The following is a 24,362-nucleotide window of genomic DNA, read 5'->3' as shown; positions in this document are numbered from 1 at the left end:
GGAACTTTAAATTTTAATTTTTTATATTTTAAACTCGAAAAAACATGAATTGCTGCAGCTTATCCACAGATCCGGGCTTTTAGTCCCATTTGGGCGAGCTGACGTTTTCGTTCGGGGACTAGGCTTCCGATGCCACCGATTTGAATAGCAATAGAGGAAAAATTTGCGAAGCCACAGAGAGCATAAGAGGCGATCACGAGCGAGCGTGAAGAAAATCCACCGCCATTTTTTGCAAGATCAAGGTAGGCAACGAACTCATTAAACACAGTTTTTTTGCCAAGGATGGCAGAGATGCCGCCGATATCCTCCCATGGAATTCCCATAAAAAAACTGACGGGAGAAAAGATCCAACTCATGAGCCACGCCAATGATAAATTCATCGGCGTTCCGGTAAGACTTGGAGCCCAGCTCGAAAACGAAATGGCGTCTCCTAAGGACATGAGCAAATAATCGGTCATCGATATGAGAGCAATAAAGGCGAGAAGCATGGCTCCGACATTGATCGCAAGTCCCACGCCCTCGCTAGCGCCGCTCGCCGCAGCTTCGATCACATTGCAGTTCGGATTCTCTAAATCTTTTGGGAGAGATCCTAATGTCTCCGGTCGCATCACCTCTGGGAAAATAATTTTTGCGGTGATGATGGCGGCCGGCGCCGAGAGGACACTGGCCGTGAGCAAATGTCCACCGATTCCAGGAATTAAATCCTTTAGAAAACCAACGTACGCTGCTAATACTCCTCCGGCCACATTCGCCATCCCGCCGACCATAATACAAAAGAGTTCAGACGACGTTGCGTTTTTGAGAAACGGTTGTATCACTAAGGGCGCTTCGGTTTGACCCACAAAGATATTTGCTGCTGACGAAAGGGCCTCAGCTCCACTGATCCGCAAAGTTTTGTGCATAATCTGCGCAAAGAAATTCACAATCCACTTCATAATTCCAATGTAATAAAGCACGGACATCAGAGAGGACATAAATACGATCGTGGGTAAAACTGTGAAAGCCACGATAAATCCATTCTTTTCTACGTCCAGCAACGAGCCGAAGAGAAAGCGTGCGCCCTCATCTGAAAAATTAAGAATCTTTAAAATAGCCGTATTCGCGCTCTCAAATACAAATTCGAGAGGGCCATTAAATCCTAAGACCGGAATCCCCAGCACTAAGAGAGCTAATCCGAACTGCAGAAGGAGAGAGTAGCCGACGTATTTCCAAGCGATGGCCTTACGATTGTTCGATGCGAGATAGGCTACAAATATAAAAACAAAGATCCCAAAAAAACTAAGGAGTCGGTACATGAAGGGGTGGTATTAGCTTCACCCGGGGGAGTCAACTTTATTGCGTCGTCTGGTGGTTTTGGAATTAGTTATCATTCGGAGCTGTGTAAGCCAGTTCCACTTTTTCAGTAAAGCAGGCTGTGGGATTGTCCGTTTCGCAGCAGGCGGACATCCGACTCGTTACGATAGGGAGTGAGTGAAGTGCTTTCTGGTTAAAGCTATCCAGGAGAATTGTCGAAGAGATCCATTGGTCGTAACGGGTTGTGCCCATCACTGTTTCTGTGGGGGCTTGACCGCGGAGAGCCATCTTAGTGATCGATTCGACTATTTCGGGAGCGGCCACTTCATTAGGGCGAGTCGGGATTTTGACTCGGAAAGCCTGATGTCCCGAACCTGAAGTGCTGATGTCAAACTGGGTCAAACTCTCTGTTTCCTGATAGTCGAGAGCCATAATGTGGCGATTGGCGACCCGAACTTTAAATTTTACTTTTTTATTGGCAGAGTCACAGATCGGCGCACCATGAAGTTTAAAGTCCTCAAGAACTTCTTCGGCAGCGGCAATATTTTGAACTTTAAATGTTTGGAGAAGCTTATTGTAGTAGTGGCAGGTGTATTTGTTTTTGAGAGTTTCTAAGCGGACTTCTTGATTGGCTTCAAAAAAGTTAAGAACTGGTTTTTGGCTTCCATCGTAGAGGGGAACGCAAGTCTGAGTTTCGTTGATAAAAAGAGTGGGGATTTTATTATTTGAAAAGTGACGGCAGTTTTCGGGGTTGGCCGGAGCGGCTTCGGCAGAAAAGAAGTTGAGCATATCCGCGACGAAGAGCAAGACTCCAATAGATTTAGTCGCTGCGGAGAGAATGCGCTGTCCGCCTCGGGCCAGTCTGTCACGCGCGACCACGATCATGCTTCCATTAATATTTCTGCGGGCTAATCGCTCCATGAGGCCGCTGCGAAGGCGTTGGAGTCCCTTAGCAAAACGACTGTCGCGGCCAAGGCGACGAGATTCCTTCACGTAGTTAGAGACTCTATTATAGTAAGGCGCCGCTTGTTCGGCATAACCTCGGGCTTGAGTGGTGTAACCAAGAACGGTTCCGCGATGATTGTTATAAGTGGTGAGTCCGCTGTTGATCGTATCGGCGAGCATTTTAGATTTAATCGCTAAACCCTTAAGGCATCGAGTATCACCGCTCGATTGGCAAAGCATAGTGAGCATCTCGGTATCGAGCTCCGTAATGAGATCTGCACCACAGCGATCGGAGGCTGCGGGTTTAAAATCATCGTTCTCCATGGCTGATTCATCAGCACTGTCGGCAGAAGCGAAACTCAATAGGAATGTAAGAAGTAGGGTTATCATCAATTTATAAGCTTTGCTAAGCCCATGCCACGAACGCGCAAAGACTCGCTCTAAAGAGGAAACGCGTAAGCTATTGAATTTAATAGCTTTTTTGATTTACAAAAAACAATCAGAGCTGCCACCCTCTCAACAAAGCCAAAAATCGTCAGCCCACCCCCCACCAAAAGTGACATTGTCCGGAAGGTACGCCGATACTTTTTGAGAACCAGCGCATTAAGATATTGATGTTTGGGAGTTTGCCGCGCTGGTTCTCAAAAAGTATCGGCGTACCTTCCGGACATTTGAGTGTTGTGGGCGTAGAAGACGAGGCTCGCGGCGACGGTGGCGTTGAGGGATTCGACTTTGTCGTTCATGGGGATGGATAGTTTTTTAAGGGGGATGTTTTTGGGAATCCCTAAGCCCTCTTCACCCAGGAGGATACGGAAGTTTTTCGGGAAGGAATACTTCTCTAAGGGGGATCCCGTCATGTCTAGGGCTAATGTTTCGCCCATGTTCGATGGGAGTTCGTTAATCGATGGGCCGGTCATTAGAGGAATGTGAAAGCAGGCTCCCGCCGACGACTTAATCACCTTGGGATGAAACGGGTGACAGCACTCTTTCAGCAGCACGACTGACGACACATTAAAAGCCAGCGCGCTTCTTAAAAGAGCCCCGAGGTTATTCGGGTCACCCAATGCACACAGAAGCTGGAGGCCGCTGTAGGAGGATTCCGCCGACCAAGTCTCCAGTTGTGGGAGAGGCCTGCACAACAGCGGCGCTCGCGTTCCCACCACATCCAGTTTTTTAAAAAGTTCGGGTGGAAGGATGATCGCTTGAGGCAATTCGAATTTTTCGAAGAGCGAGTGCTCCTGCGAAGTAAACACCCAAAACATGTCTTTAAACGAAGCTTCACTCAGATGCTCTTCGATAATCTTTTCGCCGCTCACGAGACATTGTCCATGCTCTTGCATACCACGAGAGGTGCTCAGTTCTAAAAGTTGTTTGTAAATCGAGTTCGAAGGGCTTTCGATTTTTTTAATTCGAGTTTTAGAAATCGTCATCGTCGATCTCTTCCTCAGGAATAACTTCAGCAGACTTAATTTTAGTGAAGACCAACAGTCTCCGCTCGTGCGGGGAGTGAGGTAAAGTATAAGCGGTGTCCTGCGAGAGCTCGTAGTGCTGGCCCCATTCTTTGAGTGCTGGCTGAATTTCGGGATCGACGCCCGGGCCTTTCATCAAAAAGACTTTGCCGCCCACCTTAAGACAGTTCAAAACATTTTTTAGAGTGTTCCCGACATCTTCGACAGCACGAGTGATCACGCCATTCACTGGATAAACAAAAGCCGGAGTAATATTTTTGCCAAGGATATCTAAATTTTCGAGTTTAAGCTCCTCGCGCACCTGTTTTAAAAACTCCACGCGCTTCTGAACTCCCTCGGCGAGAATAATTTTATTCTCTTGAGGAACAATCAATCTTAAGGGAATTCCCGGGAAACCCGGGCCCGTACCCATGTCCAAAAGGGGGAAGGTGAGCTGAGTGAGTTGTGGGATAATTAAACAGTCGATAAAGTGTTTGATCGCCACATCTCTAAAACTCAAAAGACGGGTAAAATTTTCTTTTTGCTGTTGGTTCATCAAGAGCTCGTAGAACCGAACGAGCTGAGCCTGAACGTCGCGAGAGATATGGCCAAACTCGTGATTATAGAAAATATCGGCAAGACGCTCTTCCGCCTGCTGAGGAGTAAGGATCACCTGAGGTTTTTTATGGTTTCCCTTGCGAAGATGGGCGCCTTTGTGATGGCCCATGGGACTGCGATTCGATGGATTTTTGTGCGCCATGTTGAGCCCAATATGATTGATAAAATCCCGAGAAACAATAATATTTTGCGGATGCTCCCTAAAAAACTGCAAGATCTTAAAAATAGTGCAGAAAATGACATTAAAAGCGCTCAAAATAGCGAGGCCCTTCAGCAGGCCAAGGTGAAGTATTTTGGGAAACAAGGCCAACTCACTTTGATCATGAAGGAGATGGGCTCTTTAGCTCCGGAGGAGCGCGCGAGCTTTGGTAAACACGTCAACACCGTTCGCGACGAACTCACCCAACTTTTCGAGCAACTTTCTAACGACTTACAAACTCAAGAGCTCAATAAAAAACTCGCCACCGAAGAGATTGATCTGACTTTACCGGGAGCTCCGTTGCCTTTGGGTGCAAGGCATTTAATTCCACAAACTATTGATGAGATCGTGGGAATTTTAGCCCGCATCGGTTTTTCAGTGCGCACAGGCCCAATGATTGAGTCCGACGATAATAATTTTACGTTTTTGAATATTCCGAAAGATCACTCTTCGCGAGACATGCAGGACACCTTTTACATCGACGATAATTTTGTTTTGCGAACGCACACAAGTCCCATTCAAATTCGCACCATGCTCACCGAAAAACCACCCATTCGCATCTTGGCGCCCGGTGGAGTTTTCCGAAACGATTACGATGCCACCCATTCGCCTCACTTTCATCAGATCGAAGCTTTGCTGGTGGATCGCCAGGTGTCCATGGCCGATCTTAAAGGCACGATCTCGTTTTTCATTAAAGAGTTTTTTGGTCCCAATATTAAAACACGATTTCGTCCCAGCTATTTCCCTTTCACGGAGCCTTCGGCGGAAGTGGATTGCTCGTGTCCCATGTGTGAAGGCAAGGGCTGTCGACTTTGTAAACACACAGGCTGGATCGAAATCGGTGGCAGTGGGCTCGTGCATCCCAATGTGCTTAAGGCGGTCAACATCGATCCGCAGAGCTGGCAGGGATTTGCTTTTGGATTTGGAATTGAGCGTATGGCGATCATTAAGTACGGCGTGAATGATATTCGACTGTTTATGGAAAATGATCTCCGCTTCTTGGAGCAATTCCGATGAAGATTTCTTGGAACTGGCTCAGTGATTACATCGATATTGGTGACTACCGCTCTCAGCCGGAAGAGCTCGGAAAAATTCTAACGGCCGCGGGACTTGAGATTGAAGGCATCGATGATACCGCTCAAAAGTATAAAAATGTCGTGATCGGAAAACTGATCACTGTCGATAAGCATCCCGATGCCGATAAACTCACGCTTTGTCAGGTGGATATCGGCCAAGCCACTACGGCACAAATCATTTGCGGAGCTAAAAATCATAAAGCGGGCGATTATGTCGTTGCGGCTCTTCCGGGCGCCATATTGCCCGGAGACTTCGCCATTAAAATTTCTAAAATTCGCGGCGTGGAATCGCAAGGGATGCTGTGCTCGACCAAAGAGCTCGGCCTAGATCAAGAGGGTGATGGCATTCTTATTTATAAGGAAGGTCAGCCGGGTCAGTCCTTTGCAGAGAAGCAAGGGCTTAATGATATTATTCTCGAAGTGAATGTCACTCCCAACCGCGCGGACTGCTTAAGTCACCTCGGTTTAGCGATGGAGCTCTCGGCCTTATTAAAGCGTCCATTTCGTCGACCTAAGATCGAGCTGACTCGCTCGCAGTATATGGGTGAGGTGGATGTGACCATCGAAGAGCCGGAGCGCTGTGCGCGATTTGCCGGTTGTGTGGTGAAGACTGTGAAAGTCGGTCCTTCTCCAGCTTGGATGAAGCAGCGATTAGAAGCTGTAGGTTTACGAAGCATCAACAATCTCGTGGACATCACAAACTATGTGATGCTCGAGTACGGCCAGCCCATGCATGCTTACGATCTTCGCGAGATCAAAGGCGGAAAAATCATCGTCCGCCTTTCTAAAAAGGGCGAAACTTTCACCACTCTCGATGGGACAGAACTAACCCTGACCGGCGACGAGCTGATGATCGCCGATAAAGAGCGTCCTGTGGGTATTGCCGGAGTGATCGGTGGTAAAAACTCAGGAATTTCCGACGCCACGACAGATATCTTTTTTGAAGCCGCTTATTTTAACTCACAAACGGTGCGCAGAACTTCTCGTCGTTTCGGAATTGATACCGATGCGTCCTATCGCTTCTCCCGTGGAGTCAATCCGCAATTAACCACCGAAGCTTTAGACCGCGCCTGCGAATTGCTCCAAAAAGTTTCTCAAGGCGGGGAAGTCGCAAGAATCTCCATTGATCGTTATCCGCATCCGATCGAGCGTAAACCCATCACTGTGGATGTCGCTTACGTGGCTCAGCGTTTAGGGTATGCCATCTCCGAATCGGAGTTTGCAGAGGAGATGAAGCGTTTGGGTTGCGACGTGAACGGCAACCAAGTCACTCCCCCGGCTCAACGCGGGGACATTACAATTCCCGAAGACTTGGTCGAGGAGTACGCTCGTTTAAATGGTTATGATCGATTGGTGGAAAAGCTTCCGGTCTTGTCTTCGGAGCCTACACTTCATGCGACCGACTATCTTTTAAGCCAGCAGGTGGGTGCGACTTTATCTGGCCTAGGTGCAAGCCAAGCGGTGAACTACGCTTTCGTGAATAAAGCTCTCCATGACAAAGTTTTAGCGCCGCTCGAGACGTATCAAAAGTTTGGATTTAAAGCATCGGCACCGATCGCTCTTAAAAACCCAATCACCGAGGACTTCGCGGTGATGAGAACCTCTTTGCTTCCGAGTTTACTCAACAATGTCTCTCACAATATTCGTCACGGGAATTTAAATGGGCAGATTTTTGAGATCGGCCCGTCCTTTCACACCGATGGAAAAACCTATGGCGAAGAAAAACGCTTAGCGCTTTTGGCCTGGGGCCAGGACAGTGGAGTCTGGGGTAAAAACCAGCCACCGGTCTATCGTTTAAAGGCCATGATTGATAACTTACTTGAAGTTTTTGTGAAGGGGTCAGGGAAGTGGGAATGGGTCACGGCAGAGAAGACCATCGGATTATTTCACCCCAGTCAGGTCGTACAGCTCATGTGGCGAGGAAAGTCGGTGGGAGTCCTAGGAAGCCTACACCCGCAAATCTCAAAAGAGCAAAAGCTCCGTGGCTCTGTGGCTTTCGCCGAGCTCAACTTTGACGAAATATTTAAAGCCAAAAAAACGCACCGATTCGTTCCGCTCTCAGCGTTCCCTTCGGTCGAAAAAGATCTCACTTTTGTGATGCCAAAATCGATGAAGTCTCAGGCGGTGATCAAAGAAATCACCAAAGCCGGTGGCCAACTGCTTTCGTCCGCAAGAGTGGTTGATCTCTTCGAAGGTGAAGCTTTAGGTTCTGATAAAAAAGCGTTGTCATTCCGTATGATTTTTCAATCCTCGGAGCGCACACTTTCCGACGAAGAAGTCCTTAAGCTCATGAATGTCATTATAGACTCGGTGAGTCAGAAACTCTCCATCCAATTAAGATAAAAGTTGAAAGTTTTCAAGTACTTGCTAGCCTTTAGATATGGGGGCTCTTAAATATCGGGCCTTTCAGGGAGGATGGTTCAATGGCGGGTAAAAACGTATCCAATTCAACGGTCACCAAAGCGGACATCGTTGATCGCGTTTACGAGAAAATTGGGTTTTCTAAAAAGGAAGCTTCTGACCTGGTCGAAATGGTCTTTGATGCCCTCCGAAACACTCTGATCAAAGGTGAGAAGGTTAAGATCTCAGGCTTTGGTAAATTCGAAGTGAAACAAAAGAAAGAAAGAATTGGTCGCAATCCCCAAACGGGAGAGCGCATCACAATTACCGCTCGCCGTGTGTTGAACTTTAGCCCGAGCCAAGTTCTCAAGGCGATGCTGAACGGTAAAACAGACTACGTCGGCGGAGATGAATTCGATGATGAATAACGAAACCCACACACCCACATCGGACCTTTTTGTAACAGACACCCATATTCTTCGGGAAAAAATTAAGAATATTCCCGATAAATTGGGCTTTAAGATCGGCGAAGTGGCTGATTACGTTGGAGTCAAACAATACGTTCTCCGTTATTGGGAAACTGAATTCGAAGTGTTACATCCTAAAAAATCGAGCAATGGTCAGCGCTTCTATACACGTAAAGATATCGAAACGGCTTTGATCATTAAAAAGCTTCTTCACGAGGATCGATTTTCGATCGAAGGTGCTCGCTCGTTCCTTAAAAGACTTCGTCAGCAGAATAAAACGATGATGGATCTTCATGCCGAGGCGGAAGAGCCCAAGCCCGATTTGATTTTGGCGAGCTCTATCCATGCCGGAATGGATGAAGAAGAAAATACAGAGTCGGCCACACGCAATTATATGCGTAAAATCGAAATCGATCCGCGCCGCCCCGAAGTGGCTCAGCTCGATAAGATCCTTATCCAGCGCGAAAAAGAAATTAACCAGCACTGGGCCGCTTCGGTCGAGTACTTTATCGAAGAAGTTCGCATGGCTCGTAAGCGCCTGTTGGATTGACAACCTAAAGTCCCAAGCATAGAAATACCCCTGAAGCGACCTCATCTCTTGAGGTCCATTCGCCGTTCCCTTACGTCTGACCGTGGCTCAGCTTGGTAGAGCACTTGCTTGGGGTGCAAGAGGTCGCTGGTTCAAATCCAGTCGGTCAGACCAATTCAAAAAAAGGTAAAAAATAACAACAAAGCCAACCACAAAAACACAGCGACCGATCGTAGAGTATTAAGAGCTGGTTCATTAAAATCGCAGGAAGCGATTTTAAAAACTGCCGCAGGCAGCCCGCAGGGTTTTGGCCAGGAAGGCCAAAATTAAATCCAGTCGCCCAGCCCAATTCAAAAAAAGCATAAGATAAAAAAAGAATATTGGATTGAGCTAGCGACCATCGTCGCCGCCGGGAGGTCAAGTCGTGGACTCGAGAAACTTGATTCAGTTACTCCAAGGGGATCGCTTCGTAGAAACCGTTGTTATCGCCAACGCCTTTAACCACGAGGACAACACTGGGTTTCCCCGGAGTCTTGGCCTGCGCCGCTGTGGAGAGAAAGTCTTGGAGTCTTGTTAAATGGCCTTGAGCATCGATAGTTCGGGCGTTGTTAAAGAGGACTTCAAAAGAATAATTAGAGTTTTCTGATTTAGAGCTAATGATCTGCCACGCTTGCTCGATGTAGGCATTGGCTTTGGGATATCGAGAGAAAAAGGTTTTCGTATCGATCCGGTGGCAAGAGCCGGTATGTCCTTTTTTCGCTTGATAGACATCGACGCTTTTGTGACGAGCGGAGATCATCACCGAGAATACCGTCTCCTTTTTATAATTCGAACAATAGAAATCAATAGGTCCGCCTTCGGAGGTCTGAGACAAAGCATTGATAAGGACTAACCCGACGCCATCACTGGCCGCAGTGTTGAGAGAGAGCAGAAAAAAACCAAGGATCATAGAAATTCGTAGCATAGGGCCTCCGGTCCGCTTTTAGCGAAATCAGTGCCAGTGGCAGATCGTATAAAGGATGATTAGGCCCACAATAGGCGCTGATTTGAGCCGATTTGATGTGAGATGTTGCCAAATTATGTCAACGAGGTCGGGCTCGTCGAACCCTCATATTGGGATCTTGAGTGAAAACTATGAAAATATCACAGGGGATAATCCAGGTGGATTGCGTAATTGTTTAAAAAAAATTATTATTTTTTTTATGGAACAAGTTGTGACGTGGAACCCTCAGTTCAAGCAAGATTTTAGTGATCTCAATACCCAGTGGATTAGAAAATACTTTGTGATCGAAGCGCAAGATATTCAGCAGCTCGCTCATCCCGAAGAAAATATTATTGATGTTGGTGGAGAAATCTTTTTTGTGCTCGAAGACGGCATACCGCTGGGCACCTGTGCGATGGTTCCACACGGAGAGAAATGTTATGAGCTCGCAAAGATGGGCGTAGCCCCAGAGGCGCGCGGCAAAGGGTACGGCGATCTTTTGATGAAGGCCTGTATTGAGTGGGCGAAGACAAAAGAAGCCGAAAAAATCATGCTGCTCTCCAATACGATTTTAGAACCCGCTATCAATCTTTATAAAAAATTTGGGTTTAAGACCGTGAGCCTCGAAGGTCACCCCGATTACAAGCGCTGCAATATCGAAATGGAACTGAGTCTCAAGTAAGGCTCTAGGTGTAAAGTCGACGGGGCAAAAACACGATCTGAGTCAAATTTCCCAGAGTTTTCCTGTCAAATCTAATAGGTTCCACAATTTTCCGGCACGTAAGATGAACTTAAACTCTCTAGAATTCAAAGGGAGTTTATATGACAAATAGTAAATCGCACAACGAATCTGATTATCTTAAAACCGTACTTGCCGACACATTTGTACTCTACATGAAGACGTACGCCGTTCATTGGAATTACCAAGGCTCTAAATTTTTCTCGGTCCACAAGCTCACAGAGATGCACTATCAAGAGTTGGCAGAAGCCATCGATGAGATTGCGGAGCGCATCCGCGCAAAAGGTGACGAGGCTCCAGTGGCGCTCGCAAGTATTTTGGATTCCGCCGACCTCGCCGAAATGAAGAACAGTAAGGTGCACGGTGATAAGGCGCTGGCGGAACTCGTTGCAAGTCACATGACCTTAGCGGGAAAAGCCAAAGAGGCCGCAGAAGCCCTTGAAGAGAAGGATCGTTTTAGTGCGGACATGCTCACAGCTCGGATCGGCGCTCATGAAAAGGCGGCGTGGATGCTTCGGAGCTTCCTCGCCTAGGGAAGGTGTCTTCCCCGGCGGAATTTATTTTTTATCTTTTTTAGCAGCGCCATCGGGTGAGGTCTCTGCGGTTTCTTTGTTGAATGCGTGAACCATGGTCCAATTATTAAATAGTTGGCAAATGTTCATGTAATGAAACTTCACGCAGAGGCCGTCAGAGTCGGCGAGCTTCTCTTGAATGACTTTCTTTTTGATGAGGCCGTCCACATCTCCCGTTTTAAACGGCTTCTCGGTATCTTTAAGAGAGTGTTCTTGAATGTGGTTAAGGTCGACTTTGACCACGCCGTTGGCATCCGGTTGTTTTTCTTGTCCGTAATAAGCTAAGGCATAGAGCGGAGGCAGATCCTTTTCTTCGATGATGACTTTTTCGTCATTATCTTTACCCATCATTTCGTTAAACCACGTTGTAAAGTCATGGAGAGCATCGTGGTTTAAGAGTACAACCATCTGGCCGACTTCAGTCTCTTGCACATCCACCATTTGCAGTGTCTGTAACGCCTTGATTCCTTTTTTTAATTTATCTGCTTGTATATGGAAAACCTTATTGGCGTAAAAGAATAATTCTTTGTACGGAAAGTATTTGATACCTTCGTCGGCTTCGTCGGCTTTGGCTCCGAGGAGATCTAAGAGCGAGCAAATACGAAGTAATGTGTGGGGAAGGATTTTGTCTTTAGAATCGTAGGCGATGCCCTCTAAATTTTTAATACGCGTGTTGGCATCCCGAATTTGACTGTTAGCATTCTTGATGATCGTTTTAGCCCAAGAGGGCATGGCATTAAACTCGTTCATCAAAGACGCAATGGGCATCTCGACGACTTCCGAGGTGACCAGTGCTCGTGCACTTGTCGATCGCGGCTTCTTATCAAAAAAAAGATAAATCACCGACGATTTCTCCACTCACTTTTTCGGCGATCTGCACTCCGTCATCCAGGCTAAAGTTAGATTTCACAAGCGCAATGCGCCCACTTTTAATAAGGTAAAGGGTGTCCGAAGGATCCCCTTCTTTAAAAAGATACTGCTCACGTTCGATGCGGGTGTTTTTTGTCGACATCTTTTAATTTTACAAGAGGAGTCGAGGGAGGCAAGAGGCAACTGAATTGATCCTAATAATTGGGCTCGACCTAAAGCTAGCTATGAGGAGGTGTGATAGCACGGCTTCGGCGTGGAGGAAAAATTAAAGCCATGGGGTGTTTCAATAAAGTTTTAATCACCGACCAATAAATGAGTTTTCGTCGAGAGAATTTAATACGCTTCGCGGCCGCAGCGAAACGGAAAGCGCAGTAAAAGCTCACCGACACATTTAGGATTCCAATCACTAAAATACCTATGGAGGCCCGGACCACTTCAGACCCAGTGAAAGACTCGAAAAGGGTCGACAGTCCTAAAGCAAAAGAACCCATCGATAAAGTAACGTGCCTCACTTCGATCGGAAGACCGAAAAACTGGAGAACCAAAGGCAGGAGACCCAATAAAAACCCTAATGAGATATTAGCGGCGAGAGCCGCGATGCTAAATCGCAAAAACTGCGACATGTTTTTCAATCTCTCCGTACCGAGCCATCGACCTAGCTTGACGTGATTGAGAATACGTTCATCGAGATTGCGGTAAATAAACCAGTTGTCGACCCAACCTGCGATAAGGCTCGATAAAAAAAGCAGTGTGCCTGTGAAAGCCGCAAAAATGGCGGAGGGGCCAAGAATATCGGAGGAATGAATCAAGTAATGTGCGGTGTCTTTGGAGACTAAAAATTTCCCGGCCGAGTAAAAATAAACAAAATTAATCATCGCCACACAGGGCCCCACGAGGATCAAGTTTCCGATAATAGATATACTTTGAGCTCTTAAGATCGCAATGATCTCGTCCACTAAGGTCGCAAACTCGTTCTTGTCGGAGATCTGAATTTTACTGGCAATGGCCGCTGCCGTCGATGCCGGTTGTTTGGTGGCGAGAGTAAATCCGCAAAAGTGAATCAACAAGAAACTCAAAGAATAGTTCAGGGAGAACAGAACCCCATTGATAAAGGGAGAGATCGAAATGACAGAAAAAGCGGCCTTAATTAAGACCGTTGCCGAAACAATCAAGCCCCCTCCGGCAGAACGCTTTAAAAAGAGGAGAGCATCGCCGTATGTGGACGCCTTGTAATGTTCACCGATCTCCGAGTTCCGATCGACCACCTTTAAAGATAGCATTTGGAAGTTTTGCGAAAAAAGATGGGAGATGCTTTTTGAGTTATGGGCCGTCTTGACGATTTCAAGGAGCAACTCTACCGATCTCTTCTGTCGTTCTTCCGGATAGGCTAACAGCAGGGTGAGGGCTTGCAATCGATCAATCTGACACCGGGCTCTTTCGGAGCGGTAGATGATAGAGACGCTAATCCCGTTTTCGTCGAGATACGTTTTGCTCCAGTCAATGGCCTGATCACACTGCTTGCAAAGTTCGGTAAAGTCACGAGTGTCACTGATATTTCTTCCCAATCCCAAAAGTCGATAGAACGGGCTCTCGCGAATCGGAATGGGCGGCGAGCGACGGCGGAATTCATTGCTTAAGCCAAAGGCGTGAATCTGCGAGACCAGAAACACGATGGCGTCTTTGACTGATTCGTTGATGTGTACCGAGAGTCTCTGCACGTCAGGATCGTCGATATAAAAGAAGTTTTCAAACTTTTTGAGTGAGTCTTCATCAATCTGTGCGAGCCATTCGATGTCTTCGAGGTCTGGAAAAATCTCTAAAAGCAATGTTGTGAAATCTTCCTTGATAGGTGCATTGGGTAAAAGCTTTTCGATGATTCGCTCGTTAAGTTCTTGGAACACACTCATCTGATGGCCAAAGCCCACGCTTCCCAAGCTTTCGATAAAACTCACATCATTTAAAAGCGCGGAAATGACTTTAACAACCGCGTCGCGGTCCTCTGAGTTCTTCTCCATGATCGAAATAAAAAACTTAAAACGAAGGGCCCGCAGTCGGTTCGTGTTTCCGCTAAAATTGGCCGTCCAACTTGTTTTTTGTAACCACGAAAAAAGGGCGGTGATCCACTGAACTCGCTCGGCAAAGTTGTTGGCCTGTCGAGCATCGCGCAAAATGGAGTCGAGCTCGGGTTGGTGGTTGTTGATCGGCACAGCAGCATTCATCACGGCAGTATACCTGCTCCGGTGGAGCAATGGCGAGAAGAGGTCTATGGAGTTCTATAAATAATGCGGCGCACATGATTGGCATCCTTGTAAAAAAAGCATAGGTTAGGCGCGGGTTATAAGGGGGGAAATCATGAAACTCATTCTATCGTTTTTTAGTGTTTTAGTCGTATCCATGGGGGCCACAGCCGCCAATAAGAAAATTCCTGCACGGGGAGCGAGTGAAGTTCAGCTCGAGAAAATGGCTCTTCACAATCAGGCCATGGCCCAAATGGAATTTCTCAATCCGATGTCCTCTCCGTTTTCGATCGCTTCCGCGCCCACCCCGCGCTTACCTTTCGCCGGCTACAATAAAGTGGGTTATTTGATCTTTAGCGATGACTATATCAACGGCAATGCCCGTCAGATTAAAAAAACGTTGGCGCAAAATTTACCCAGCGATGTCACGCTGGTCGTCTACACGGACTCCACTGACAAAAGTTATCAAAAATCTTTGATGAAAGAATATTCTCAGTTTCTTAAGGGAAATAAAATGGTGGTTCTCCAGCTTAAAGGGGGAAGTGACTATTTCTGGGCTCGTGATGGAGTTCCCGTGCCCGTTATGGAAATGAAGACTGACGGAACAAATGGACTCTCGCTCGTCGATGCTAAGTATTACCACCACTTTGAGGGGGACAAGTACTTTAGCGAAGCCTTTGGCGCCACGCTCGTTTCGCACAGCTACTACCACGAGGGCGGAAACTTTCAATCAAGCGCCGACGGTCGTTGTTTGGTGATCAACCGCGAGGGGCACTTTGTTTCGCACACGGCGAGCATTCCCGACGATATTTTCGTCACTAAATATGGATGTAAGACATTAACACGACTTCCGCATCGCAAAGGGATTGGTCATGTGGACGAAGTCGTAAAAATTATTGACGACAACACCGTGGTCACGGAAGTTGCCGAATACAGACCGGCCCTAGAAAAGTCCGGATACAAAGTTCATCTTTTGCCGGAGCCCGACGAAGCGATTGAAACCTATGCAAATTCTTTAATCATCAACGGCACGATTTTCGTGCCTGTGTTTGACGAAGTGAATGATCAAAAAGCTCTCGATGTTTACAAACAGTTTGGTTTTAATGTGATCGGGGTAAATTCAAAAGATCTCTCTAACGATGGTCAGGGATCTATTCACTGCATAAGCATGGCTTATCCGCCGGTGCCTCTGAAGGAGCTTAGCAACATCATGGGTGGTACCGTCGTCGAGCCCTAAGTGTTTAAGCGCCACGCCAAATAAGCATTAGCAAAATTCCATCCCCATTGCTAAGGTCATAGAAATATGACCTTACACGTTTTTCTGATCAGTACTTTTTGGTTTCTCCTCGCTGCCGTCGTGGTGGCCCCCCTCTTTAAAAAATTATCACTGGGATCGGTTCTGGGATACATGACCGCGGGTGCTATTATCGGGCCGTGGGGGTTAAAACTCATCACTGATGTCGATTCGATTGCTCAATATGCAGAAATGGGCGTGGTTTTTCTTTTATTTGTGATTGGGCTCGAGCTCCAACCTAAAAAACTATGGGCCATGCGCCAGATGGTGTTCGGCTTGGGGGGAGCGCAAGTGCTTCTCACGACCATTGCACTGACTATAGCTTTCTCGCTCCTCGGGATGACACCACTTCCGGCCATGGTCTGTGGATTTGCTTTATCTCTTTCTTCCACCGCGTTCGCTCTCCAGTTGATGACCGAAAGAAAGCAATTGAATACCGCTTTCGGTCAGTCGGCGTTTTCAGTTTTATTGTTTCAAGATCTTTCAGCCATTCCGGCATTGGCTTTAATTCCTCTGTTTGCAGCTTCGAGCCAGAGCGAATTAGGATTTTACGAGGCGTCGATCAGTGCCATCGCCCCTTCGAAAATTTTAATGGTTGTTCTTGTGATCGGACTTCTGTTTGTGGTCGGTAAATATCTTTTGCGTCCTGTTTTGCGAGTGATTGCGTGGACCGGGGATAAAGAGATTTTTACATCGGCCGCTCTGCTGCTGGTGATCGGCGTTTCGCTTTTGATCGAAATGCAGGGATTATCGATGGGCTTAGGAGCCTTTATCGCTGGGGTTATTCTTGCCGACTCCGAGTATCGCCACGAGATCGAGGCCAACATTTCGCCTTTTAAAGGTCTTCTGTTGGGTTTATTCTTTGTCTCCATTGGACTGGGCATCAACTTTGGATTGTTCCTCAAGCAAGGACATATAATATTGGCTCTGGCCTTGGGATTGATGGCTATCAAATATGCCGTCATCTATGTCCTATCTCGTACGATGAAGCTCAATTTTGAGTGTTCGCAAAATATCGGTTTGATTCTGTGTCAGGGTGGGGAGTTTGCTTTTGTCATTTTCGCGGTGGCGGTGAGTGGTCGCTTGCTCGATCCAAAAGATGCAGCTCTACTTGTAGGAGTGGTGACCACGTCGCTCGTGCTCACGCCGATCTTTTTTCTCATTAACGAATTTTTGATTCAGCGCATGGAAAAGCCTGCGCGGCCCGAATTTGATCAGATTGTGCATGAGCATAGCCCAGATATTATTATCGCCGGCTTCGGGCGAGTGGGTCAGATCACCGGTCGTCTATTGCGCGTGATCGGGCACTCCTTTACCGCTCTAGAACTGGATCCCGGTCATGTGGAAGTGGTCAGAAAATTTGGTCACAAAGTGTATTACGGAGATGCATCCCGTTTAGATCTTTTGGAATCGGCAGGAGCTAAAAATGCAAAAATATTTTTGCTGGCGGTGGACGATCCCGAATCCTCGGTCGCCATTGCAAGTGCGGTCAAAACTCATTACCCACATCTTAAGATCATTGCACGGGCGAGAAATCGCCAACATGCCTTTGAGCTCATGGATCTCGGGATCGAAAACATCTACCGGGAAACTTTACCAGCAGCGACCGAAATGGCTGGGGCGGTACTCAAAGAGGTGGGCCTCGATGATCAAAAAGTCGAAGCCACGTTAAATACATTCCGAGTTCACGATCAAAAAAACTTAGTGGAGCAACACTTTATTTATAAAAACGAAACGGAGCTCATCGCTTTTTCTCGCCAAGCTACAGATCAGTTGGAAAAAACTCTACGCAAAGATTTAGAACCTCAACCCAAAGCTTAATTTCAATTTAAGACCTAACGCTGTCTCACATTGAGACAGTTTGGCCGAACTGTCTCAAAAAAGTCCTCCCATTTTAAAGAAATATGCTATTCTTTGGGAATGCGGGGGCTCTGTTTTTTTATTCTCATTTTTCTTACAAACTCTGTGTTTGCGCAGCAAGGGCCGTTAGCGCGCGCCCCGCAAGGGCGACAGCAAGTTCAACAAAATCAAGCTGGGGATATTCCGCAAGCGATCAGGTGCCTTCGTGCTGCGATGGATGCGCGGATGATCCAGGTGAACTATCAGATCAGCGGCGACAATCACCTTGTGATGCGCGGAATTCAAGAAGATGAAACGAATCGTCAGAATGTTCGCGACACTTACTATCTTTTCCGTCCTAATGGGCAGGCCCAACTTTGCAATGGTCAGGATGGTGCTGGTCGGAACCAGCCCCCTCAGTTATCTTTAGATCGAAGTTTGACTCAAGACCAATTTAATCACCTTAGACGAGACTGTACAGGCGGTGGTGATCAGCACATTCACTTCTTGATGAAAGAAGTTAAAGGTGTCGTTGAGAGATTAGCTAAGTCCTATAAGCTTGCTGTTGCCTCCTATCAAGATGCAGTCCAATCCGCCCGCAGGGCTGAGGGTACGGGTGATAATCCGCAAGAGCAACGACAGCAAAAGCTAGGTGAGTTGGAGAGAATTCGGCGTTCAGTGGATCCGTCCGTTTACTACGGGATTTTGAATGCGTGTGCAGAGGTCAATAACGACGAAGTTCGTCGAGTGGCCCAGGGACAATCTGCTGAGATTCAAAAAAACGCTCGACAGCACCAACCTCCCGACACGCGTGAGCTTACGCAGGAAATTCAGCGGGTACAGACTCGCACTGGGCAATAGTCGGCAAAGCGATCACGAATGTGGTGTTTACATTTTCCGGATCGTATTCGATTTTTCCGCCGTGAGTTTCGATGATTCCTTTGGAAATACTTAAGCCAAGCCCGGTGCCCTCGCCGACGGGTTTTGTGCTAAAAAGGGGCTCCATGATTTTATTGACGATGTCTTTATCGATTCCCAGTCCGCTGTCCTGAAAGACGACCTTCACTTGGCCCTTTTCGATGAAGGCTCGAATACGGATCCACTTGTCCTCGTTCTCTTTAATGGCATAAAAAGAATTCGAAATTAAGTTGAGGATCACTTGGCTGATTTGAATCTTATTGCATGAGATCATCAAGTGTTCGGGCACGTCGATCTGGCAGTCGACGCCCAGATTTTTTAGTTTCTCTCCGCAAAGAGCTAGTGTGCTGTGGATAATGCTTAAGAGCGATTCCGGTTTTGGGTTAATTTTATCAGAGTCCCGAGAATACATTCGTAATCCATTAATAATAAGGGATATTCGTTGCACGGTATTGGTAATGCGATCCACTTTATTTAAAAAATGCTCCGGCTGTACCTGTTTGCCGTCTTCGAGTTGGAGACGAATGCTATCGCAGGTGGCTTGGATGATTGCTAGGGGATTATTGATCTCGTGAGCAATGCCTCCGGCCATTTCCCCCAGTGCCGCCATTTTCGACTTTTGAATAATCGTCTGTTGGGCGTTTTTAATGGGGGTGATGTCGGAATGGGTTCCGATCATGCGCACCGGGTTTCCCTGGCCATCCCATTCGATCACTTTGCCCTTACATTGAACCCACATGGTGTTTCCACTGGCGTGGGTGTATCTGATCCCGATACTATAAGGTTTTTCGCCCTTCGATTGCACGTGTTCGTTAAAGGCTTGGTAAATCAGCTTAATGTCTTCAGGGTAAATGTACTCATGAATTTTGGACATGGAGTGAGGCATTTGAGTGTGGTCGATCCCTAGCATTTGCCACATGCGAGGCGATAAGTACATTTCGTCGGTCCCCACGCGCCAGTCCCAATATCCATCATAGGTGTTATCTAAAATTCGCTGGAGTTGATCCTCTTTGATCTTGAGATCGGTTAAGTCATGGAACTGAATACAATAGACCTCTTCGTCTCCATTTTGTGGGGACCAGCGTCGTACGCTGGCGGCGACAGTGATAAACACTCCAGATTTATGCTGGAGTCGACACTCCCAACGAAATGGAGTCAGGTCTAGTTTCTTAAGATTATTTAAAACTTCGGCCATTTCATCGGGTTTTGAAAAAATAAAAAGATCTTTTAAGGTCGATCTGCTAAATTCTAAAGCATTGCCACCGATAAGTTTTTCGAAAGCAGCGTTTGCAGCGGTAAACTCATAGTATTGATTAACTAGAATTGTAGCTTCGGGAAGTATACTAAAAGAAGTATACTAAAAAATGTTTGGCAAGTTTCAGGTAACAAATTCATACTTAGACTCTAACGCAATGCTTTTAGTTCTGCTAGGACAAAATGATATTGACAAGATATAAAGCTAATTTGTTTATTAAGTACAGAGGAATATGTTTTCATTAAGAAGAGGAAATGATGCAGAGTAAGGTATTAATTATCGATGACGAAGCTGAGTTCTGCCAATCCGTACAGGATTACTTAGAAGCGAAAAACTTCAAAGTTCATAAGGCCTTTAACAAATCTGAGGGCATTCAACAGGCTCAGTCTTTTCAACCAGACCTCGTTATTCTTGATAAGAAGCTCGGAACGGAGCACGGCTTCGAAGTTATTAACGCACTGAGGGGTGACGAGGGACTTAAGCAAGTTCCGGTGATTATGCTTACTGGTTGTGCAGATTATAATGATAAGATCGAAGCCTTTAAATTGGGTGCCGACGATATGTTGACCAAGCCAATCTCCTTGCAAGAGTTAGAAGTGCGGACTCAGGCCATGCTTAAGAGAACAAAAGGGTCCTTAGCTCAAGGGCAAAAGGTGAGTGTGGGCAATCTCGTGATTAATATGCGGACTCAGGAAGTCTGGATCGAAAATTCCGAACTGGAACTGACTCTCACCGAATATAAAATTCTATTGGAACTTGTCACTCATCGCGGTTCGGTGATCGGTCGAGATCAGCTGAGCGATCAATTTTTATCTTCACGGAGTGGGTCTTCGCGCACCCTCGATGTGCACGTAACAGCTCTCCGTAAAAAAATGGGAGGGCTTGGACGCAGAGTAAAAACCATCCGCGGACAGGGGTATATGTTTGTCGACCAGTGATAATGTCAACGGCACACAAGTAGGGGTTTCCGAAAAGCAAGCCGATAAAAAAAGTCCAAAGTGGATCCTTTTGGTGGATGACGAGCCTGATATTCGTCAATCGCTCAAGGAGCTTATTAAATTTAACTTTGGGGATTCGGTGCGCGTTGTGGAGGCTAGTGATGGGATGGAAGCGACCACAAAGATCCATTTCCAGGCTTTTCATTGCATTATAACTGACCTCAAAATGCCACGAAAAGATGGTGAGAATTTCATCGAAGCACTCCGTCGCAATCCCATGAATGAGTCGACGCCGGTGATACTTCTCTCGGGTTTTGCGACCAAAGATATCGAGAGTAAGTTCCATTTTGTGAGCGTTGTGACCAAACCTTTTGTATATAACGAACTCATTGAGATCATCGAAAACAAATTACGAAGTAGCCAGGGCAAAGAACGGCTTTCGGCAACCGTTTATAATAATTTGATCGCCGCAACCACAGATTTTTTAAAGTCCGCCATCAAGTCCGAGGTAAGTGTGGGAGCGACCTACATTAAAAAAGTAGGGGAAGACATTACTGATATGACTTCGGTCCGTGTCCTTGTTGTGCAGCTTGGAAAAATCAAAAACTCATTTTGTGTGGCCGCCGACACCGGAGATCTGAAATATCTTTCAGAGAGCGTCAAATCTATTACAGATTCCGACATTGATTTCATCTACCGAGCCCTCGGAGAAACAATTTTAAAGTGCGGCATCCATAAAGTCGACCGATCGAAGTACACCGACGTCTATTCCGTCACCCTTGAAGGAAAGGATAAGGAGGATTTTGTTCGACAGAGCGCCGGAATAGTCCTTCCTTTGCAAGCCGGTAACGTGAAGATCAAGATCTTCGCCACGATCGACTCTTGATGGACTCGGCTCTTCAAAATCAGGCCAAAAAGCGGTGGCAGGCCCCCCAAACCCCCGTAAATTGCTTAATTTTAAGATAAACCCCTAAAAATGCCGCAATAAGTGATTGCTTAACCGCCCCCCAATATTTATAAGGGAAGTGTCTTACTTTGCGGTGGTCGTAGCTCAGTTGGTAGAGCCCCAGATTGTGATTCTGGTTGTCGCGGGTTCAAGCCCCGTCGATCACCCCATTTTCATGTGCACCGAACCCTAGCCCCTTGGAAACACAAGGACGGGGCAATGATCTAGCATTACCAGAGGAAAGCGCATCAGCGCCTTCCTCCGTTTCTTTTTTTACACTGATCTCAAAATTCTTATCCAAAATACCATTGAGCACGATACGACCCCTCATCTCATAAAGACTTGTGCCATGCAGGCACTTTCCTTTTGGATGCATTTGAATTGGATCTGGAAATAGTGTCCTAATGGCAGGATAAGCTTCCTGTGGCTTACTTTTCAGCGCCAAGCACAGGTTGTCCAGCCTGTCTCTTATATCCACGCTATTTACCTGCTTAATTTTTATTTGCGCCGATTTAAGAGCACGAGCCTCACTTAGGAGTTTCACCTTCCGTTCCTCACGGTCCTTTATTGCGGTGTTAATTGTATCTGATGAGTTCCCGCTAACAATAAAGTCTAACAGCTTAGTCAACTCTTCCTCGGTACGTTCAATCTCAACATCAATTTTCTTTAGCCTTTCTGGCGCGACAGAAAGTTTTTCTTGCAGAACTTTATTATATTTTTCAGCCGCATATTTTAGGATCTCATTCTGACCTAACTTGTCTGCAATAGTATCGACCAACGAAGACTCAACACGATCAATTTGTATCATTTGTTTATTGCTACAGGTTCCTCGCAAATGGGCATCGGAACAACCATAATAACCACCACGGCGTCCACTAATAAGGGTAAAGTTTGTGGAGCAAATATTACAGACCATTAAACCGGAAAAAGGATGATCTGGAAGAATTTTTTTCCGGTCGTACCAGCGCCCATTATTGCGTAAATCTCTCGGAATTTTTTTATTTTCCTCAAATTTTAATTGCACCTGTTCCCACGCGGCTTGATCGACGATCCGCAAATCTTCCCTTACTTCCTTACCCTCTAAATGTGTCACCCAATCCGTGATTGGACGCTCTTTTGAAGTCCTCCTACGGGTTTCAGGGTGTAAGCCTAATTTGGTTTTTTTCCATTTCCAAATGCCAACATATTTTGAATTTTGAAGGATATGCTGCACGCCCCGAGGAGACCAAGAAGGAGTTTTCCCCGCCTTTTTTAGATATGCACTGGGTGACGGGGTTTTTTCTTCATTAAGTACCTTTGCAATTCTGGTATATCCTAATCCCAAATCATACATTGCAAAAATACGACGTACTGTTTGTGCTTCCAGTTTATTAACACTAATTTTATAGTGCGACGGAAAAGGGCGGCCTTTGGCATTTTCGAATTTTGTTGGTGCCGAATCATAACCATACGGATAATCACCACAAGACAATCCTTTAAGCGCCCGAGTTTCTAATCCACGAATCACTCGCTCAGCATGAATATCATTGGAAAAGTCATTTACCATTCCTTTTACAGTGAAAAATGTCTTGGCGCTTGGATCTTCACTACTAATACCATCGCAGATTGAAATAAGCTCTACCTCATACCATTTCAGCATGTCGTAGAGACCGAGTAAATTTCCTAAAGAGCGGGTGAGCCTCGACAAATCGTCCACGACTAATATATCAAACGCCTTATTCCTTATTCCATTAATGACTTTCTCATATCCTGCTCTCCCAGCGACTCTTCCGCTTTGGGCCTCATCCTTCAAAATCCACTCGGGCGCAATTTGAAAGGGCTTACCCGCATGAGTGATCGAACGTAACTGTCCACTTTTTACGCGATACTTAATCCGTGCAATTTGGTCATCAGCACTACAGTCACTCTGCATATCACTGCTATGTTCTTTGATGTGACAATACTTTGGAACAAACTTTTTCATGCGCCGTAGGGAAATACTAGCTGCTTTACAGTAGCCAATAGCTGTTACCTTGCAAAGACCGCGATCTACGGTCAAATAGTTTTCAAATTTTTTCATCTGTCGATCAAGTTTTGTTTTATCCATAAAATACTCTCCTAAGGTTTAGAGTTTTCAAAAATCCACTGAAGGTGAGGGGATGTAACTGTGAAGCCTGGATGTTTTGGTTTTCTTTTTCGGGGTCGGACTCGCTTTGTTTTGAAGGGGAAGGGAACGCAGGAGGAAACATCAACTTTGGTTTTGAGGCGGTGGTGTTTCTTTTTTCGATTCCAAGGAGTACGTGTCATAGATTAAGCCTCAAGCGCGTGAAGGAAAAATATAATCCTGTTTTATTCATAATATCTTCGCCGAGATTAATTGCGCTCACTTTATTCTCGCAGTGTGTGCATTTGTTAGCATGATAAGATGCACGGGATTGAGATGGTTCTAATATATGTTTGTGTTTGTTTGAAGAGTGATCAGTTATGGTCTTCAAAAATATTTTGCGACGGCGATAATTTTTTTGTCTTCGACGACGGCTCTCTTTTCCTCGAAGAGTTGAAGCATAACGGCGCTCGATAACTCTGCGATTTCGCTTACGAACATCAATTCTACAATGTGCACCACAATATTTTTGTCCACGCCAACAGTGCTTGCAGATCCAAAAGGTTTTACCGCAATTGGAGCAGGTTTTTTCTAAGCCCTCTACGGGAGCCGCACTCATTTTGGGTGACCATCGATGAGGAGGCACCAAAAAAGTGACCAAAAGTAGCTTAGAGGTGCAAAAAAGTGCAGTTTTGGAGTACGTTGGGCGTTAACAGTGTTGTTGACGAAATCTAAAATTCCCCGATAAGTCTCTGTGGCAAAACCAAAAGATCC

The 24,362-nt window shown here is 46.2% G+C and carries 22 protein-coding genes and 2 tRNA genes; 13 read left to right on the top strand and 11 right to left on the bottom strand.

Translation table 11 applies throughout. The features are described from left to right. Positions 1-59: 59 nt before the first annotated feature. The 4 genes from K2Q26_14850 to K2Q26_14835 all read right to left on the bottom strand — a co-directional run bounded on the left by K2Q26_14850 (position 60) and on the right by K2Q26_14835 (position 4,446). A complete protein-coding gene (locus tag K2Q26_14850) occupies positions 60-1,295 on the bottom strand; it encodes a hypothetical protein (protein MBY0316796.1) in 1,236 nt (411 codons plus the stop codon). Between the two features lie 64 nt (positions 1,296-1,359). After that, on the bottom strand, positions 1,360-2,628 hold the full coding sequence (locus K2Q26_14845; protein MBY0316795.1) for a hypothetical protein: 1,269 nt from the start codon (positions 2,626-2,628) through the stop codon (positions 1,360-1,362). Positions 2,629-2,879: 251 nt separating this feature from the next. Continuing rightward, entirely contained in the window at positions 2,880-3,668 is a 789-nt protein-coding gene (locus K2Q26_14840; protein ID MBY0316794.1) for an RNA methyltransferase, read from the bottom strand. Continuing rightward, positions 3,655-4,446, bottom strand: coding sequence for a class I SAM-dependent methyltransferase (locus K2Q26_14835; GenBank protein MBY0316793.1), 792 nt, complete (start codon positions 4,444-4,446; stop codon positions 3,655-3,657). The genes K2Q26_14840 and K2Q26_14835 overlap by 14 nt, the downstream gene beginning before the upstream one ends. A gap of 51 nt (positions 4,447-4,497) precedes the next feature. On the opposite strand from K2Q26_14835, the gene pheS reads away from it, so the two are divergent. The 5 genes from pheS to K2Q26_14810 all read left to right on the top strand — a co-directional run bounded on the left by pheS (position 4,498) and on the right by K2Q26_14810 (position 9,089). Next, the gene (pheS, locus tag K2Q26_14830) at positions 4,498-5,520 is read left to right on the top strand and encodes a phenylalanine--tRNA ligase subunit alpha (GenBank protein MBY0316792.1); all 1,023 of its coding nucleotides are present in this window, start codon (positions 4,498-4,500) and stop codon (positions 5,518-5,520) included. Then, positions 5,517-7,922, top strand: a complete 2,406-nt coding sequence (gene pheT / locus K2Q26_14825; protein MBY0316791.1) for a phenylalanine--tRNA ligase subunit beta — start codon at positions 5,517-5,519, stop codon at positions 7,920-7,922. Before pheS ends, pheT begins: the two co-directional genes overlap by 4 nt. Positions 7,923-8,002: 80 nt before the next feature. Continuing rightward, positions 8,003-8,347, top strand: a complete 345-nt coding sequence (locus tag K2Q26_14820; GenBank protein ID MBY0316790.1) for an integration host factor subunit alpha — start codon at positions 8,003-8,005, stop codon at positions 8,345-8,347. Then, complete coding sequence (locus tag K2Q26_14815) at positions 8,328-8,936, top strand: MerR family transcriptional regulator (protein ID MBY0316789.1); 609 nt, start codon at positions 8,328-8,330, stop codon at positions 8,934-8,936. The genes K2Q26_14820 and K2Q26_14815 overlap by 20 nt, the downstream gene beginning before the upstream one ends. 76 nt (positions 8,937-9,012) lie before the next feature. Beyond that, a tRNA-Pro gene (locus K2Q26_14810) sits at positions 9,013-9,089 on the top strand. A gap of 274 nt (positions 9,090-9,363) precedes the next feature. Here K2Q26_14810 and K2Q26_14805 read toward each other — a convergent pair. Then, positions 9,364-9,879 carry a hypothetical protein gene (locus K2Q26_14805; protein ID MBY0316788.1) on the bottom strand — a complete coding sequence of 172 codons (516 nt, stop codon included), beginning with the start codon at positions 9,877-9,879 and terminating at the stop codon, positions 9,364-9,366. A gap of 202 nt (positions 9,880-10,081) precedes the next feature. On the opposite strand from K2Q26_14805, the gene K2Q26_14800 reads away from it, so the two are divergent. Beyond that, a complete protein-coding gene (locus tag K2Q26_14800) occupies positions 10,082-10,579 on the top strand; it encodes a GNAT family N-acetyltransferase (protein ID MBY0316787.1) in 498 nt (165 codons plus the stop codon). Between the two features lie 140 nt (positions 10,580-10,719). Beyond that, the gene (locus tag K2Q26_14795; GenBank protein ID MBY0316786.1) at positions 10,720-11,169 is read left to right on the top strand and encodes a DNA starvation/stationary phase protection protein; all 450 of its coding nucleotides are present in this window, start codon (positions 10,720-10,722) and stop codon (positions 11,167-11,169) included. 24 nt (positions 11,170-11,193) lie between these two features. Here K2Q26_14795 and K2Q26_14790 read toward each other — a convergent pair whose 3' ends face one another. The 3 genes from K2Q26_14790 to K2Q26_14780 form a co-directional block, all read right to left on the bottom strand. Beyond that, the gene (locus K2Q26_14790) at positions 11,194-12,051 is read right to left on the bottom strand and encodes a hypothetical protein (GenBank protein ID MBY0316785.1); all 858 of its coding nucleotides are present in this window, start codon (positions 12,049-12,051) and stop codon (positions 11,194-11,196) included. Next, the gene (locus K2Q26_14785; protein ID MBY0316784.1) at positions 12,032-12,220 is read right to left on the bottom strand and encodes a cyclic nucleotide-binding domain-containing protein; all 189 of its coding nucleotides are present in this window, start codon (positions 12,218-12,220) and stop codon (positions 12,032-12,034) included. The genes K2Q26_14790 and K2Q26_14785 overlap by 20 nt, the downstream gene beginning before the upstream one ends. A gap of 76 nt (positions 12,221-12,296) precedes the next feature. Beyond that, on the bottom strand, positions 12,297-14,300 hold the full coding sequence (locus K2Q26_14780) for a site-specific recombinase (protein ID MBY0316783.1): 2,004 nt from the start codon (positions 14,298-14,300) through the stop codon (positions 12,297-12,299). Positions 14,301-14,430: 130 nt separating this feature from the next. Here K2Q26_14780 and K2Q26_14775 point away from each other — a divergent pair, with 130 nt between their 5' ends. From K2Q26_14775 to K2Q26_14765, 3 genes are all read left to right on the top strand, one after another. After that, positions 14,431-15,552, top strand: a complete 1,122-nt coding sequence (locus K2Q26_14775; GenBank protein MBY0316782.1) for an agmatine deiminase family protein — start codon at positions 14,431-14,433, stop codon at positions 15,550-15,552. Positions 15,553-15,618: 66 nt separating this feature from the next. Then, positions 15,619-17,430 carry a monovalent cation:proton antiporter-2 (CPA2) family protein gene (locus K2Q26_14770; protein ID MBY0316781.1) on the top strand — a complete coding sequence of 604 codons (1,812 nt, stop codon included), beginning with the start codon at positions 15,619-15,621 and terminating at the stop codon, positions 17,428-17,430. A gap of 99 nt (positions 17,431-17,529) precedes the next feature. After that, positions 17,530-18,309 (top strand): hypothetical protein, encoded by a 780-nt coding sequence (locus tag K2Q26_14765; protein MBY0316780.1) that lies wholly within the window; start codon positions 17,530-17,532, stop codon positions 18,307-18,309. Here the strand turns inward: K2Q26_14765 and K2Q26_14760 are convergent. Further along, positions 18,266-19,561 carry a PAS domain-containing protein gene (locus tag K2Q26_14760; GenBank protein MBY0316779.1) on the bottom strand — a complete coding sequence of 432 codons (1,296 nt, stop codon included), beginning with the start codon at positions 19,559-19,561 and terminating at the stop codon, positions 18,266-18,268. The two genes, K2Q26_14765 and K2Q26_14760, sit on opposite strands and share 44 nt — an antisense overlap. Before the next feature lie 314 nt (positions 19,562-19,875). Between K2Q26_14760 and K2Q26_14755 the strand changes: the two genes are divergently transcribed. The 3 genes from K2Q26_14755 (at position 19,876) to K2Q26_14745 (ending at position 21,675) form a co-directional block, all read left to right on the top strand. Then, the gene (locus K2Q26_14755; GenBank protein MBY0316778.1) at positions 19,876-20,559 is read left to right on the top strand and encodes a response regulator transcription factor; all 684 of its coding nucleotides are present in this window, start codon (positions 19,876-19,878) and stop codon (positions 20,557-20,559) included. Next, positions 20,546-21,445: a response regulator gene (locus K2Q26_14750; GenBank protein MBY0316777.1), complete on the top strand. Its 900-nt coding sequence runs from the start codon at positions 20,546-20,548 to the stop codon at positions 21,443-21,445. Before K2Q26_14755 ends, K2Q26_14750 begins: the two co-directional genes overlap by 14 nt. Positions 21,446-21,599: 154 nt before the next feature. Then, positions 21,600-21,675, top strand: a tRNA-His gene (locus tag K2Q26_14745). On the opposite strand, the gene K2Q26_14740 is transcribed toward K2Q26_14745, so the two are convergent. Both K2Q26_14740 and K2Q26_14735 read right to left on the bottom strand, forming a co-directional pair. Beyond that, positions 21,654-23,591: a recombinase family protein gene (locus tag K2Q26_14740; GenBank protein MBY0316776.1), complete on the bottom strand. Its 1,938-nt coding sequence runs from the start codon at positions 23,589-23,591 to the stop codon at positions 21,654-21,656. The genes K2Q26_14745 and K2Q26_14740 overlap by 22 nt on opposite strands. 384 nt (positions 23,592-23,975) lie before the next feature. Further along, entirely contained in the window at positions 23,976-24,125 is a 150-nt protein-coding gene (locus K2Q26_14735) for a hypothetical protein (GenBank protein ID MBY0316775.1), read from the bottom strand. Positions 24,126-24,362 lie beyond the last annotated feature (237 nt).

The organism is Bdellovibrionales bacterium (genome assembly GCA_019750295.1).
Lineage (GTDB): Bacteria > Bdellovibrionota > Bdellovibrionia > Bdellovibrionales > JAGQZY01 > JAIEOS01.
The sequence above is the reverse complement of the archived record's forward strand: the minus strand, read 5'-3'. Positions and strand labels throughout refer to the sequence as shown.